Raw genomic sequence first — 14,131 nt, 5'->3', positions numbered from 1 at the left:
TCATTCACAGATTAATTATTGCAAAAAAATGAAAAGCTTCGCATGATTAGCACAATTTATTTGGATCTTATAATCATTGATGAAGTCTGAACGCGGTATCGGTTTACTGGCCCTTATTTTTTCAATATTAGTCATTGGCGTATTCTTGGTTTTTAGTGTCTATTTAATCCGAATGGACAATATTGTACGTAATAAATTTGAAGGACAGCGCTGGGATATTCCGGCAAAAGTTTTTGCCCGTCCTTTGGAAATTTATACCAATGCACCGGTCAACCAGACAGACTTCACTCAAGAACTGAAACTTCTGGGCTATAAAATTTCTGAGAGTTATGCCCAATCCGGTAATTATGTAACGTCCGGTGATGCTCTCTATGTTCATACCCGCGGCTTCGACTTTGGTGACAGCGTTGAACCCGAGCAGGTGTTAAAAGTTACCTTTAGCGATAACCAGATTGGTGAAGTCAGTGCGACTAAACCGTCTTCTACCGGCATTGCACGTTTAGAACCGTTGCTGATTGGCGGAATTTATCCACAACATAATGAAGACCGTGTGCTGATTAAGCTCAATAGCGTGCCTAAACCACTCATTGAAGCTCTGATCTCAACTGAAGACCGTAACTTTTACCATCATCATGGCATCTCGGTTCGTGGTACAGCGCGTGCTTTAGTCAGCAATATCACCGGTGGGAAACGTCAGGGCGGCTCAACCCTGACCCAGCAGTTGGTGAAAAATTTCTATCTCAGCCCTGAAAGAACTTTAAAACGTAAAGTCAATGAAGCTCTGATGGCGATGCTGATTGAGCTTCATTATGACAAAGATGAAATTCTGGAAGCTTATTTAAACGAAGTAAATCTGGGACAAAATGGCAATTATTCGATTAATGGCTATGGTCTGGCTTCACAGTTTTATTTTGGCTTACCGCTACGCGAACTTAATATCGCCCAACAGGCTTATTTAGTCGGTCTGGTACAAGGGCCTTCCCTGTTTAATCCGTGGAAAAATCCGGAAGGTGCAAAAAAACGCCGTGATATTGTGTTGCACAATATGCTGGTAATGGGATATCTCACTCAGGAAAAGTATGAGCGAGAAGTTGCACGACCATTAAATGTCATTGCAAAACCCACCTTGGGGCCTGCCCGCTTTCCGGATTTCATGGATATTGTACGTCGACAACTACGTACTGAATATCAGGAAGGCGATCTGACCAATCAAGGTTTAAAAATCTTTACCACGCTGGACCCAATTGCCCAAACCAAAGTACAGGAAGCGTTTAAAGCATCTGTTTCCAAACTGGCCGATGCCAATCCGAAACGTTTAAAAGATTTGCAAGGTGCCGTTTTAATCTCTCATCCTGAAAATGGTGAACTGGTTGCCGCTTTAGGTTCTACCCAGGACTTTACCGGTTTTAACCGTGCCCTGGATGCAAAACGTCAGGTCGGCTCCTTGCTTAAACCGGTTATTTATTTAAGTGCGATTGAATCGGGACGTTATAACTGGGCCACACCGGTTGAAGATAGTGCCATGAACATTTATAGCGAAGGTAAAAACTGGACGCCTAAAAACTACAGTGGTGGTGAGCATGGCACTATTCCTATGTCCGAAGCACTGGCAAACTCCTACAACCTGGCTGCCGTACGTTTGGGGCAAGAATTTGGCATTTCGACCTTTAGCAATCACCTGAAAAAATTTGGCGTGACGTCCAATATTCCAAGCTATCCATCGATCTTCCTCGGTGCGGTTGATATGTCACCTATGGAAGTAATGAGTATTTACGGCAATTTTGCAACCGGCGGTTTCAAATATCCAATCAAGTCCATTCGCTCAGTGGTCGATTCCAATGGACGCCTGCTCGATCGTTATGGCCTGACACCACAACAAACCATCGATGCTTCCGCGGCGTATATTTTAAACTATGGCCTACAACAGGTGATGAGCTCAGGGACGGGACGTGCAGCTTATAGCGCTTTCCCTGCTGACTTGAAACTGGCAGGTAAATCCGGTACCACTAATGATACCCGTGACTCCTGGTTTGCAGGCTATTCAGGTAATTATCTAAGTGTGGTTTGGCTAGGTCTGGATAATAACAAGGTAACTGGCTTAACTGGCTCTTCAGGTGCACTTCCGGTCTGGATTAACGTGATGAAACAATTGCGTCAAAAACCGGTTAACTTGCGTCAAACTGACAGTGTGCAATGGCAATGGATTGACCGTTCTAGTGGATATTTGTCTGGGCAAGGTTGTGAGGGTGCCATGTACATTCCATTACTTCGCAGTAATATGCCACGTCAGGCCACTGCCTGTGGTTTACCGAATTATCAGGTAGAACCTGCTTACAATCCTGATACTGAAAACAATCAGGCACCTGCTGATCAAAACGATAGTATTGGAAACTATATTCGTGAAAGTGATACTGAAACGCAGAACGATAGTTCTAGTGATCGTGTCATTTCAAGTGGTAGTTTTGACAATTAAGGGTGAACGTTAAGCATGAATGGGCAATTTAAACGGCATAAACACGGGCTAATCGCCCTGATCCTGATCGGTTTGGTGGGCTGTCAAAGCCTGCCTGCCCCTGAGACCAAACAGCCGTCGAAGCCTGCATCTACACAAAAACAGGACATTAAAACACCCTCGGGCGTGGTCATCACACCTTATGAACTTGAAGAAATTCAACGTAAAAAGATGCAAGTGATTGTTCCTGAGCAACGGAGTAAGCAGCAGTTTGAAGATGGCCGCCAGCTTCCTGCATTTCAAAAACTCATGCAACAAACCCAGCTTGCCTATAAACAAGGACAATGGAATAAAGCGGAAGCCTCTGCACTTCAGGCACAGCGCCTTGCACCGCAGTCTGCTGAAACCTTCCTGTATTTGGCCCTGATCGCCAATAAAAAGAATCAGCCTGCAAATGCAAAAGCTCTGGCACAACGCGGACTTAGTTATGCACAAAGCAATGCCATGAAGAAACAACTCTGGCAGGTCATTTTAAAAGCGGCACAACAGCAAAAAGATCAAAAAACCATTCAACAAGCGCAAAAAGCCCTGCAAGGCTTATAAAATTGAGGATGTGTTGAACTGACAGTTTCAATACATCCTCCTGGTTTTTTATAAAAAGCGCACTCCTGCAATGCCATAGCCACCCTGCTCTTTAGCAACTGCAAGATCACCCACCTGCATGCCACCCAAGGCAAAAACAGGTATATGAACTTGTGAAACCCAGCGCTTGAACTGTTCCCATCCCAATGCTACAGCTTCTGGATGAGTTGCTGTAGGCAAAACCGGACTCAGCAAGATCGCATCACAACCCATGTTTTGTGCCTGTTGCATTGAAGCCAGATCATGACATGCCGCAATGTAACGCTTTCCAAGGCTTAAATCACCTGGCTTTAAAGCCATAAGCTGTGACTGTTTTAAATGAATTGTAGAAATGGCTGCTTGCTGGATTACACCGAGTTGCTGATAAATATCGACATTCACAATGAGCTGAGCTAAATGCTCCACACTGATATCGGCCAGTTCGCGAATCTGCTGCCGATTTCCATCAACACGCCAATACAGCAACTGGTCTTGCTGTAACTGTTTTAATGTTTCAAGTTGATCTGAAATTTTAATCTGATGGGGCCAATATAGGCGCTGAATCATGGCCAGATTGGCTTTGGGGAAATTTAGATTGAGCAGCTCTTCACGGCTATACCAGCTCCAAGGCAGCTGAATTTCATTCAACAAAGCTGTAGGTACGATGGCTTGAAATAGATGCAACTTCACAATCACATCATCATATTCATGACAAATCAGGTCAAACTCATGCCAGTCATGCAGGCCAATACCCACTTCTTCATAAATTTCACGGCGGCATGCAGCCAAGGGCGTTTCACCCTCCTCCACCTTTCCACCAGGAAACTCATGTTTATTGCCCTGATGCTGTTTTGCTTCACGCCAGCCCACCAGCACTTTGTTTTGATGCAGTAAAATTGCAATGGCAACATGAATTATGGGTTTAGACATTCCCTGTTCCTCAGCCTGAAAATATTACAAAGTGTAAGCAAATTTAAGTTTTTTATAAAATCTTAAATAATCCATTGACAGGTCTATTCGATAATGATTATCATTTAAATCATTCAATATATACCACGGAATCGACGGAATGAACGCACCATTTAGCTTATTTACCCGCAATCATGATACAGCTCACTCACTACCGATGTTGCACTCGAACAACCTGTTTTCACTGGGTCGAGAAATTCGAATTATGCATGCCGGAGAAGAATATCGTCTACGTTTAACTCGTAACAATCGACTTATTTTGACCAAATAAAAATAATTAACTCAACAATAATAAACGTGGAAACAAGCAGTATGAGCGCAAACATACTGCTTTTTAACGCTGGATATGCAATGGAAATTGCAGTTCAACTTTTAATCCATCATGTGCCGACCGAGAAAAATTAATTTCACCGGCATGTAATTCAATAATCTTTTTACAAATCGACAACCCCAATCCTGAACCTTGGGTTTTAGTACCCAATGCCCGATAAAAGCGCTCACCCAGTCGTTGTAAGACCTCTTCTGTCACAGCTTGTCCATCATCTTCAATCACGATGCTGATGTATGATTGCTTGTGCTGCATCTCAATCCATACATGACCATTTTGCCCAGCATAACGGATGGCATTGTCCAGCAGATTGCGCAGGCAACTGAAAATGAGTTTGTCATTGCCAGTAATCACCAGATTTTCAGCGAATTGTGTCTGGATTTGAATATTTTTCTCGGCTGCAAAGGGTTGTAAGGCTTGCATGACCTCATTGATCACCCTGTTCATATCCATTTCAGACTTGGGCAATTGACCCGTATGGGCCGGGTCCAGTCGTGCCAGTAACAGCAAGTTTTCTAACACCTGTGTACCACGGTTGACATCATTTTGAATACTCGCCAAGTCTTGGTCGAGTTCCGGATATTTACGTTTCAGTACCTGCAAACGCATTTGAATGGCCGATAATGGCGAACGTAATTCATGCGAAGCATCCGCAGTAAAGCGCTGCTCTGCCACCAAGGACTGTTCAAGGCGTTGTAATAGCTGGTTCAGTTGCCATATCATCGGCTGTAATTCTTTTAATTCAGGTACTGGCTGCTGAATCGGTGCGAGATCATCCGCACTTTTAGCTGAAATTTCTCTGGACAGTTGATGAATGACTTTAAATTGGCGTTTCACGGCAAAGTGTAAAATCAGCCACTGAATGAACCAGAGCACAATTAAAATCAGACTATAGCCCATGACATTTTGAGCCAAAGCCTTAAAGCGCTCTCCCATGGGCTGCAATAGCAGTACCGACGTATTCAGTTCAGGATTTTGAGAGGTATAGATACGCCACAACTGCTGATCGTGCCAAATCAAATCATAACCTTCATCGGCATTATTTTTGAACGTTGAAGACAGATGGTCCAAATGGAAATTTTCTGATTCGCTCAGCACCTGTTGCTGATCTTTTAACTGGTATTGAATGTCAAATTCATCACTGAGTTCATCGACCTGTTGTCCTGAACTCGTACTTACATCTGAAATTAACAGCATATCTGCAATTTCATCCATGATCTGGTCTTGCACCTGCATGGTCTGGTACAGGGAAATCCCCATAAAAAGCAGCAAGGCCAAAACCCCAGCCAACATGGAACTGAATAATGAGGTCTTGATTAACCTGGTTTGTAGAGAAATGGCTTTTGACATACTAACCCTGACTCATGCGATAGCCCAAACCACGAAGGGTCTTGATATACTGGCTGCCAATCTTTTTACGCAATTGATAGATAAACACTTCTATGGCATTGCTTTCTATTTCATCGCCCCAAGCATAAAGTGATTCTTCCAGCTGTTCACGGGTAATTACATGCTCCGGCTTTTGCATCAATTTATGTAAAATCTGAAATTCTTTGGCAGTTAGGTTGATGGTCTTTCCATCCTGAATAAGCGTTTTGGCCTGTGGATCGAGGACTAAATTTGCATAGCGCAGATATTGTCCGGCACTGCTTTGATGCTGGCGTAATTGCGAACGTACACGCGCAGAAAGTTCTTCCAAGCTAAAAGGCTTAACCAGATAATCATTGGCACCCAAATCCAGCCCTTCAACACGGTCATGAATACTGTCCCGCGCGGTAATAAAAATCACAGGGGTTTGTTGCTGATACGCACGTAGAGCTTTAAGAATGTCATCACCACTGACTTTAGGTAGTCCACGATCAAGCAGGACACAGTCATACTGATGCTGTTCAATGGCTAAAATGGCATGATCGCCACGTTCCACCCAGTCAATATTGTAGCCATCCATTTCCAACCATGTTTTGATACTTTCTGCTTGGGAAGCATCATCCTCTGCCAGTAAGATTCGCATGTCTTGTTCTCATGTCTGGATATGTTTTTGTTTAAGATAACAGTTTTTTAAACCACATGATTGCAAAAAAACCACATGACATGCATGTGGTTTTGGGGAGAAATCAGGAAGAATCTCTTACATCTTGATCTATCATGGCATCACTTAAAAACGGATGGCATCCACATCAATTTCAATGCGTTTAGCCGGTTTGTAATCGATGTCAACTTCACCGATGATGGTCACTGGCGTTTTGGCATTTACGGGTTTACCTTGCCATAACTCATCGTCAATCTCGACGGTCATGGTGCCGGTATTATCACGAAACTGGTATTTTTCATCCCCGACTGCTTTTACCACATAGCCTTTAAGCTGTACCTTACTGTCATCTTTTAAAGTTAAAGCCTGTTTAACTGTAATGGCTTTTTGTGGTGCAATTGCAGCTTGATTTACCGCAGTATTTGCCACGGCGAATGTTGTTGCACCGACCAAAGCGGTCATTAAAGCTGCTTTAGAAAGCATGTTCATGCTCAAACCCTCATTAAGTTGTTGCTCATTTCAATAGCATGATTAAAACAAATCAAGATGAGGTGAATCTTAAGATAGCTTCATTTTCAAACAGTATTTCAATTCAGTGGAACAACGCGTAACACCTCTTCCAAAGTGGTCATTCCTGCCAGCACTTTGCGCGCCCCCGCGATACGTAGCGGCTCAATCCCTTCTTTTTTCGCCTGATCACGGAGCTGGTTTAAAGTCGCATCTGCACCAATCAGCTGTTTGGTCGCAAGGCTTAAAGGCATAAACTCATAAATGCCGACACGTCCTTTATAGCCGGTGTGGCGACATTCTTCACAACCCACCGCCTGAAATACAAAGTTTGGCATTTCCAGTGCATAATCAAAGGTTAAATGCTTCCATTCCTGTTCATTAATAAAGGTTTCCTGTTTGCAATGCGGGCAAAGTTTACGTACCAAACGCTGTGCCAGTACACCTAAAATCGTGGCTGAAGTTAAAAATGGCTGTACCCCTAAATCATGCAGTCGGGTCAGACTGGATGGTGCATCATTGGTATGCAAGGTGGATAACACCAAGTGACCGGTTAATGCAGCCTGAATCGCCATATTGGCAGTATCCTGATCACGAATCTCGCCGACCATAATGATATCCGGGTCTTGACGCATCAGCGCACGCACACCGTCAGCAAAACCTAAATCAATCCCCTGATTCACCTGCATCTGGTTAAAGCTCGGTTCCAGCATCTCGATTGGATCTTCAATGGTGCAAACATTGACTTCTTCAGTTGCGAGCTGTTTGAGTGAAGAATACAGCGTGGTGGTTTTTCCCGAACCGGTCGGACCCGTGACTAAAATAATGCCATGACTGTGTGCAGTTAAAGCCTGCCAATCATTCAGTAACCCGCCTTCAAAACCGAGCTGCTGAAAACTGCGTACCAACACTTCCGGGTCAAAAATACGCATCACCATTTTTTCGCCAAAAGCGGTCGGCAAGGTGGATAGACGTAACTCAGTTTCCTGTCCTTTAGGCGTACGGGTTTTTAAACGGCCATCTTGCGGTTTGCGTTTTTCCGCCACATTCATGCGGCCTAAAATTTTAATGCGCGAAATCACGGCGGTCAGGGTATTGGCCGGCATTTTATAAATGGTATGCAATACCCCATCAATACGGAAACGCACCTTGCCGGTATCTTTACGGGGTTCCAGATGAATATCACTGGCACCCTGTTCAAAGGCAAACTGCAACACCCAATCCACCAGCTTGACAATATGTTGGTCATTGGCATCCGGGTTTTGCGTATCGCCCAGTTGCAATAGTGCTTCTACGCCTTTGTTATCACGGTCATAAGCACTGTTTTTTTGCGATGAATTAACCGCCCGGCTCACCTGATAATATTCCACCAGATAGCGCTGCAACTGATCCGGACTGAGCAGTACACGCTGAATTTTTTTCGGGGCAATACTATGTTCAAGATTGGCCACCCATTCCGTTTTAAACGGTTGATCGGTGGCAATCAGGACTTTGTCCGGCTGAATTTCGACGGCCAGAATTTTATTACGCACCGCAAATTCTTGCGACATGATATTGGTCAAAGCACCAACATCGGCCTTCAAGGGATCAATAATATAAAAAGGAATATTGGCTTTGTCTGCTATCCACTGGCACAAGCGGTTTAAGGTTAAGGTCGATTGCGGATGCGCCTGATCGACCAGATTAAAATGTGCGATCCACTGCAAGGGATGCCATTTCAGTTGTTCCCGTTGACGGTGTGTGGTTTGGATCAGCAGCTTGTTACGCTCGGTAATACGTCCATCTTTTTGTAATTGTTCCAGACACCAGGATGTATCCATTTCAAAATTAAACTTCATTGTTATATGCCCCAAAACATTCACACACTATAGCAAACTAAAGGTTATCTCGCGTCAGTCCATTTTAGAAAAAAATCTCCCCATAACTTTTTCTAAACTGATTTATATAACCGTTTACTGCAAAATAAACTATAGCCTGTTTTTCATCAGCATTATGCTTTTACTTTCGGACATTTATAGCCAATAATGCCAAATATGCTGTTTAATTCAGCAGCTGAATGTGCATAACCCGATAATTGGATTTTCCCTGTGGATAATATGCTGAACCTGTCGCTTCAAACTACATCTTTTCAAGAATTGCTGATGGTGATGGCAGCAGCATTAGGCTGTGGCTTGCTGATTGGTCTGGAACGTGAACGTAGCAAGCAACGTGAAAATCAGCATAGTTTTGCAGGGGTGCGTTCATTTGCAATCTGCGCTTTACTGGGCGCCTTGTGTTTTGCTTTTGGCGATATCTTTGGCGTGATTGGTGCACTGATTGTTGGCGGTATCGGTATTTTCTCCCTTAAAAATCAGCTGCAAGACCCCGGGGTCACCACCGAACTGGCTTTCGTCATGACTTATTTTATCGGTGCGCTGTGCGTGTGGAATATTACCCTAGCTGCCAGTCTCTCTGTAATACTGACCTTCATTTTAATGATGAAACATTCCATGCATGGGATTGCTGGAAAATGGATTACCGGGGCAGAACTTAAAGATGGCGTATTTTTACTGGCCCTTATTTTAATCGCCTTACCGCTGACCCCCGATACGCCTTTATGGGGCAATGTGCTTAATCCACATATTATTTTAAAACTGCTTACCCTAATCCTTGTTGTTCAGGCATTGGCGCATATAGCCAAGCGCTTACTTTCAAGCAAGAAAGCGCTGATGCTTTCTTCAATTGCTTCCGGATTTGTTTCCAGTACAGCAACGATTGCACATTTAGGCATACAGGTCCGCAATCAAGAGGCCGATGCCCGGTCCAATGCCGGTGCAGCACTGATGTCGTGTATATCCACTTTGGTACTTTTATTGATTGTAGTCGGTGGTGTCTCTTTAGCCTGGCTCAAGCTGCTGACATTTCCCTCACTCATCGCCATCGCTATTTTAGCACTTTGTGCTTACTGGCTAATACGTAAAGCTGAACCTGTCGAAGAGACAGAACCTGAAGACAGTCCCATGTTTAGCCTAAAGGAAGCAGTGATCATTGCCGTTACTTTAACCCTGATTCAGGCAGGTGTTTATGGACTTGAACTCTTACTCGGTGATGCAGGTTTAATTGCAGGTACGCTCCTGGCGTCACTGTTTGAAATTCATGCCGCTGCGGCCGCTGTGGTTGTTCAAGGTGAACCTACAAATAGCAGTTTACTCTATGCAATGATGTTAGGTCTGGGTGCTCATGCAGTTTCTAAATGCATTAATGCAGCCATAAGCGGAGGATTAAAATTTGCACTTTATTTTGCACCGGTACAAATTCTGCATATGACCGTTTTGATCGGTGTACTTTGGTGGCTTAATGAACTTTAAATCGAGTTTGATTATAAACTATTATTAATCAATTAAATTAAATCTTTAGTTAAATTTAAAATAATGATTTTGTTAATATTTCTTGAAGTAACAATAAGTCATTTACATTATTAGATTAATAATTAATCATCGACTTCATTTTTTATCTATTATCAAAAAACTTAAATTTTTAATTAATAATAACGGGGGTGTTTTATCATGAAGCTTAAATATCTGAGCTTATCAATTATTACAGCATTCACTTTGACTGGCTGTGGAGGCGGCGGAGGTGGCTCAGACAGCACTTATCAAGGTATAGATTCTGGATCTGCCGAAGAAAATAAAGATTTTCAACAATGGCATTATTTTGAAATTGAAGCCGGCTATGCAGTCAATGAACCACTTGAATTTGTTCATAACATGATAACCCTTGATCAGGGCACCGTATATATTCAAGATGACTCGCTTACACCAGACAATGACATTCTTGTTACTCAAGATGGTGTTTATCAAGATTTAGGACCAAAAAATTCCAAATATGGATATTTAGCAGGGACAGGATCTTTGGATAATTTAGTGTTTACACATAAGCCTTATTCTCCTGTTGGCTCAACCGGTCTTATATTTACCACAAATTTCAAAAAAATTGACCTCAGCGGCAAAAATGCTTTAGCAACATTAGAGTCCAGAGATCAATGGGACATTGCAAATAATTCGATTTCAAATATTTCTGCACAGCGCCTTGCTTATTATAATTCAGTCAAAGACCTAACTTTCCCTGCTGGTGCATATTGCTTACAAAATAGTATTCACAGCAATAATCAAGAAAATCTGTATCTCTACACTGGCAAGAGTGACAAAAAACCTACTTTTGATGATTATGCAGCAGACTATGCCCAAAATGACAAGCACGTCTTTAAGAAAACCTATAAAGACACCATTGCCTACTTATATTCCGATGACGGTACAGATGCAGGCGCAACTCATGGCGCGGCAGAATATAAGGGGAACTACTATGGTGCTGGGCGTTATCTGAAAGGAGTTGAATACAGCCTAGCGCAGTACATTCAAGAACAAAAGGACAAATTGAGCAGTACATTAACTGAAGCAGAGCGCAAACTGGCTATCGAAGAGATTGAAACTTTGAACAATGAATGCAGCTGGTATAACGACACCGCTGCACAATTTATTCAAAACTCAATGAAACCTTAAACTGCTCAAGCGAGCGATATAAAAAAGGAGCTTTAAGCTCCTTTTTTTTTACGTCAAAATTTCGAGAATTTGCACCTTATGGTCATCAACCTTAAACTTCACATTCAAGTCAGCAAATAGCATTCCATACACTCTATCTGCATCATTTTGATAAGCCGGCCTTGGATCGAGCGATAAGACCTGTTTCAATTCATCCACAAGCTGTTCATTTAACTTTTGACATTTCATTAAATCCTGCTTTTGCTGCTCGGCATTTTCTGTCCAAATAACCGTCATTCGTTCAGGTTCATCCTGTGCATAACCACATTGTGCGTCTATCACAGCATCTGAATATTGAATATAGGGTTTAATATCCACAATAGGCGTGCCATCCAGAAGATCACTACCCGTCACATACACACGTACAGACTTGCCGACTTTCTTCACTACTTTCAGCTGGACAACAGATAAACCTATCGGGGATGGGCGGTACATACTGCGTGTGGCAAACACACCGATTTTTTTGTTCCCTCCTAAACGTGGCGGACGAACTTGTGATCTAAACTTTTGACTTTCCTGCTTATTTTTATTGTCATGGAACTGCCACAACAACCAGAGATGACTAAATTCCTCAATCCCTTCAAATGCCAGTAAATCATTATAAGGTTCAACCATCTCAATATAGGATTCAACCTGTACCAGATTGGGTTGGCGTGGAATGCCAAATTTTTCTTTATAGGGCGATTTCATATACCCGATTATTGGCATTTTAAGCTCAGTCATAATCACTTTTTCTGATAAGTTCAATTAAATATATTCAGTTTATCGAGAATGTTTTTAGATTAGAATAGTAAGCTGTTCTAATTTGATAACTTATTGAGACCTTTAATGGCTGCTTTCAACGTCGAAAAGATTACTCACGTCCACCACTGGAATGACACTTTATTCTCTTTTAAAACAACTCGTGATACTGCATTACGTTTTAAAAACGGACAATTTGTGATGATCGGTCTTGAAGTGAATGGTAAGCCTTTAATGCGCGCTTATTCAATTGCAAGTGCTAACTACGAAGAAGAATTAGAGTTTTTCTCTATTAAAGTTCCAGATGGTCCTTTAACTTCTATTCTGCAAAAAGTAAAAGTGGGTGACGAAATTCTGGTTTCTAAAAAACCTACAGGTACTTTAGTTCTGGACGATTTAAACCCGGGTAAAAACTTGTACCTTCTTTCTTCTGGTACCGGTCTTGCTCCTTTCCTTTCTGTTATTCGTGACCCTGAAACTTACGAACGTTTTGAAAAAATCATCGTGGTTCATGGTACTCGTTTCATTTCAGAATTGGCTTACCAAGACTTGATCGAAAACGAAATTCCAAACCATGAATTCTTCGGTGAGTTAGGCGCTAAAGAAAAATTAGTGTATTACCCAACTGTAACTCGTGAAGATTTCCATACTCAAGGCCGTGTAACCACTGCCATTGAAACTGGTCAATTGTTCGAGAAAATTGGCTTGCCACGTTTCAACCCGGAAACTGACCGCGCAATGCTTTGCGGTAGCCCGGCATTCCTTGACGACGTAGCCGCTCTTCTTGACCAACACGGTCTGAAAGAATCACCTCGTATGGGTGTACTTGGCGACTACGTGATTGAACGTGCATTCGTTGAAAAATAAGATGCTTAAGTCTTAAAAAAACCGAGGTTAATACCTCGGTTTTTTTATTTACTGATTTTAAACATTTGGTTAAGATCAAAATAATAACAAAATGATTGATTATTAAAGTAATGAACTTTCAACATTTAAAATTTCAAGATTTTCTACATCCGCGTCCAGCGCCTAAAGGCATTGATGTATTGTGCAAATTACAGCATTTTTCACTCATCACCTATGCAATTGACCCAATCCGTTTTAAAGAGATTATTCCACCACGTTTTCAGCTGGATACCATTCAATATCAAGGACAAGAAAAGGCACTGATGTCTGTGGTTCCTTTTCTTGATGTTGATTTTACTTCAGCAGTTTATCCATTTCCAAAATTTAAAATGGGACAAACCAATTACCGCGTATACGTCATTGACAAGGAAACGCAAGAACGCTGTGTCTGGTTTATTGGCACGACCCTAGATTCATGGACTTTGCTTGTACCGCGCCATTTATGGCAATTGCCGTGGCATCCTGCAGTTTTTAATTTTGATTGCCAGCAGGACACCGAAGGCTTTTACAGCCAATATAAAATACAGACCCAGTCTGAATGGGCTAGCGCTGAATTGCATTTGACGCAATCAGCAGAAGACGGCTGGCAATTTGAAGGCTTTCCCGACCTGGAAACTTATCTGGTTTATTTAACTCATCCTCTTGCCGGTTTTTATTATCGTAGAGATGGCAAATTAGGTACTTATCGGGTTTGGCATGATCGTTTGCAGCCAAAGCCAGCAAAACTGCATCATGCACGTTTTGAACTTTTGGCACGCATGAATTTAGTTTCTTTTGAAGATCAGTTGCAGCCCTACAGCATACTCATTGAACCTATGAATGAATTTACGATTTATTTGCCGCCCACCGTTCTGAGCTGAATTAAAAAGAGGACTTTTCAGCCCACTGCTGTCCCACAAATATCACAAGAAGAACCTCAATTGAGGTTCTTCTTGTTTTCGCCATTTTTTATCAGGCACAAAGAGTGACCTTAAAAGTTTCCTTTCAAATAAATTGACCTG

At 42.3% G+C, this 14,131-nt stretch carries 13 protein-coding genes; 7 read left to right on the top strand and 6 right to left on the bottom strand.

The window, feature by feature from the left end:
- The first annotated feature begins 79 nt into the window (after window positions 1-79).
- Both mrcB and ACE01R_RS00060 read left to right on the top strand, forming a co-directional pair.
- A complete protein-coding gene (gene mrcB, locus ACE01R_RS00065) occupies window positions 80-2,473 on the top strand; it encodes a penicillin-binding protein 1B (RefSeq protein ID WP_395544326.1) in 2,394 nt (797 codons plus the stop codon).
- Between the two features lie 15 nt (window positions 2,474-2,488).
- Entirely contained in the window at window positions 2,489-3,055 is a 567-nt protein-coding gene (locus ACE01R_RS00060) for a tetratricopeptide repeat protein (protein ID WP_395543890.1), read from the top strand.
- Between the two features lie 48 nt (window positions 3,056-3,103).
- Here the strand turns inward: ACE01R_RS00060 and ACE01R_RS00055 are convergent, their stop codons facing one another.
- Window positions 3,104-4,003 (bottom strand): thiamine phosphate synthase, encoded by a 900-nt coding sequence (locus ACE01R_RS00055; RefSeq protein WP_395543886.1) that lies wholly within the window; start codon window positions 4,001-4,003, stop codon window positions 3,104-3,106.
- 139 nt (window positions 4,004-4,142) lie between these two features.
- Here ACE01R_RS00055 and hemP point away from each other — a divergent pair, with 139 nt between their 5' ends.
- A complete protein-coding gene (hemP, locus tag ACE01R_RS00050; protein ID WP_291352409.1) occupies window positions 4,143-4,313 on the top strand; it encodes a hemin uptake protein HemP in 171 nt (56 codons plus the stop codon).
- A gap of 63 nt (window positions 4,314-4,376) precedes the next feature.
- Here the strand turns inward: hemP and ACE01R_RS00045 are convergent, their stop codons facing one another.
- From ACE01R_RS00045 to ACE01R_RS00030, 4 genes are all read right to left on the bottom strand, one after another.
- Window positions 4,377-5,720 carry a sensor histidine kinase gene (locus ACE01R_RS00045; protein WP_395543883.1) on the bottom strand — a complete coding sequence of 448 codons (1,344 nt, stop codon included), beginning with the start codon at window positions 5,718-5,720 and terminating at the stop codon, window positions 4,377-4,379.
- 1 nt (window position 5,721) lies between these two features.
- The gene (locus tag ACE01R_RS00040) at window positions 5,722-6,381 is read right to left on the bottom strand and encodes a response regulator transcription factor (protein ID WP_395543882.1); all 660 of its coding nucleotides are present in this window, start codon (window positions 6,379-6,381) and stop codon (window positions 5,722-5,724) included.
- Window positions 6,382-6,525: 144 nt separating this feature from the next.
- A complete protein-coding gene (locus ACE01R_RS00035; RefSeq protein WP_395543881.1) occupies window positions 6,526-6,888 on the bottom strand; it encodes a NirD/YgiW/YdeI family stress tolerance protein in 363 nt (120 codons plus the stop codon).
- Window positions 6,889-6,986: 98 nt separating this feature from the next.
- A complete protein-coding gene (locus tag ACE01R_RS00030; protein ID WP_395543880.1) occupies window positions 6,987-8,744 on the bottom strand; it encodes a GspE/PulE family protein in 1,758 nt (585 codons plus the stop codon).
- A 258-nt stretch (window positions 8,745-9,002) separates the two neighbouring features.
- On the opposite strand from ACE01R_RS00030, the gene ACE01R_RS00025 reads away from it, so the two are divergent.
- Together ACE01R_RS00025 and ACE01R_RS00020 are read left to right on the top strand one after the other, a co-directional pair.
- Entirely contained in the window at window positions 9,003-10,253 is a 1,251-nt protein-coding gene (locus ACE01R_RS00025) for an MgtC/SapB family protein (RefSeq protein WP_395544325.1), read from the top strand.
- 198 nt (window positions 10,254-10,451) lie between these two features.
- The gene (locus tag ACE01R_RS00020; protein ID WP_395543879.1) at window positions 10,452-11,444 is read left to right on the top strand and encodes a hypothetical protein; all 993 of its coding nucleotides are present in this window, start codon (window positions 10,452-10,454) and stop codon (window positions 11,442-11,444) included.
- Window positions 11,445-11,492: 48 nt separating this feature from the next.
- Here the strand turns inward: ACE01R_RS00020 and tsaA are convergent, their stop codons facing one another.
- Entirely contained in the window at window positions 11,493-12,206 is a 714-nt protein-coding gene (gene tsaA, locus ACE01R_RS00015; protein WP_395543875.1) for a tRNA (N6-threonylcarbamoyladenosine(37)-N6)-methyltransferase TrmO, read from the bottom strand.
- A gap of 105 nt (window positions 12,207-12,311) precedes the next feature.
- Here tsaA and ACE01R_RS00010 point away from each other — a divergent pair, with 105 nt between their 5' ends.
- Window positions 12,312-13,091, top strand: coding sequence for a ferredoxin--NADP reductase (locus tag ACE01R_RS00010; protein WP_395543874.1), 780 nt, complete (start codon window positions 12,312-12,314; stop codon window positions 13,089-13,091).
- Window positions 13,092-13,201: 110 nt separating this feature from the next.
- A complete protein-coding gene (locus tag ACE01R_RS00005; RefSeq protein ID WP_395543871.1) occupies window positions 13,202-13,990 on the top strand; it encodes a DUF2071 domain-containing protein in 789 nt (262 codons plus the stop codon).
- The last annotated feature ends 141 nt before the right edge of the window (window positions 13,991-14,131 follow it).

Source organism: Acinetobacter sp. BSP-28 (genome assembly GCF_044130285.1).
In the GTDB taxonomy this organism is placed as follows: Bacteria; Pseudomonadota; Gammaproteobacteria; order Pseudomonadales; family Moraxellaceae; genus Acinetobacter.
This window is presented reverse-complemented; position numbering and strand designations above follow the sequence as displayed.